At 56.8% G+C, this 1,247-nt stretch carries 1 protein-coding gene and 1 pseudogene; one reads left to right on the forward strand and one right to left on the reverse strand.

Translation table 11 applies throughout. The features are described from left to right. The first annotated feature begins 130 nt into the window (after positions 1–130). Positions 131–826, forward strand: coding sequence for a GNAT family N-acetyltransferase (locus NA647_RS19555; protein ID WP_256059163.1), 696 nt, complete (start codon positions 131–133; stop codon positions 824–826). A gap of 218 nt (positions 827–1,044) precedes the next feature. Here NA647_RS19555 and NA647_RS19560 read toward each other — a convergent pair. After that, positions 1,045–1,247, reverse strand: a pseudogene (locus NA647_RS19560) (SAM-dependent methyltransferase); the annotation flags it as partial.

The raw sequence follows: 1,247 nt of genomic DNA on the forward strand, positions 1-1,247 counted from the left end.
GCATGTCCCACGCTCGCGTGGGGACATGCTTCTGCGCAGAAGCGGGATTGGCCAGTCGAACTCACCTCGTTCATGCCTATCCCCCGGTACAATGCGGCCTTATCCGCATCATCCCCGGAGCACCCCACTCATGTTCACCCTTTCCCATCTAAACACCTCGCCACCGGAATCGATGAAAAACCAGGTGCTGCAGATGGTGGTGGACTACCTCGGCGATATCAGCCCGGTATCGCTTACGCCGATCAATCCGTTGTATCAGCTGTATCAATATGTGGTGGGTTTCGAGGTGCATCGCTACCTGGACAGCATGGACGGCTCGCAGGCGGGTAAGCCCGAACTGATCATGGCGTTAGACGACGAGGACCCTGGTCGCCTTCTCGGCTTCGCGTTGTACCTTCCATATGTGGATGATCCCGAAGCGTGCTCGCTGCTCTATCTGGCGGTGCAGGAAAGCCATCGCCGCCAAGGCATTGGTCGGGCCATGGTCGAAGGGATGCTGGCGCGCTATCCCCACGCCGAAGTGGCGTGCGTGGCCGGCAAGGTGCCGTACTTTGAGGCGTTGGGCTTTCTGCCTTTGTCGGCACGCGGCCCCCAAGTAGCCATGAATACTCGGAGCCAGCCTTCGAACGGTCTGGTAGCAGTGCAGGACCTTCAGCCTATCTTCCAGTCAAAAGAAGTCCGGCAGATTCATAGCTATCTCGTGAAACAACACGGTGAAAAAGCCATGAGCGACGCGGAGAAAGAGCGCGATGACCTGCTGGATAAGTTGGCCGAGCAGGCGCAGCACTTAGTCCAGACATACTCTCCAGCTAAGCACTTGCATTGATCAACCTGGAGAAATCGTTGCGGTCCGCGCTACGTAAAGCCGATGCGCCAACAAGACGAGCCAATCCGCGAAGTCAGTAGCGAGTCAGTCACCGATGAATGCCGGATACTGGCGTTAGAGTCTGTTGGGGGGCGTAGCGCAGTGACAGCGTACTTGCATGGCGTACAAGGGGCCGAAACGTCCTGATCACTCCATCACGCGCCATGCTGCGCCGTGCATCAAACCTTCACACAAGCAAATATCGCGTTCCCTGAGGTCCCGCTCCAGGGAATGATCCTTTCGTAATCATGCTCAAGCACATGGACGTCGAAGTACGGCTTTAACAGCCCGATCAATTCCCCAAAACTCACCGCCACCATGCGGTGCTCGTCGAGCCATACCTGGCTTTCATCGGCGATAGTTTTTTCAATGCGCAGCTTTA

The sequence above is a fragment of the Stutzerimonas stutzeri genome, from assembly GCF_024448985.1.
Lineage (GTDB): Bacteria > Pseudomonadota > Gammaproteobacteria > Pseudomonadales > Pseudomonadaceae > Stutzerimonas > Stutzerimonas stutzeri_AP.

Coding starts and splice junctions, on each gene's coding strand:
- NA647_RS19555 (WP_256059163.1), top strand. CDS start 131: ATGTTCACCCTTTCCCATCTAAACACCTCGCCACCGGAATCGATGAAA.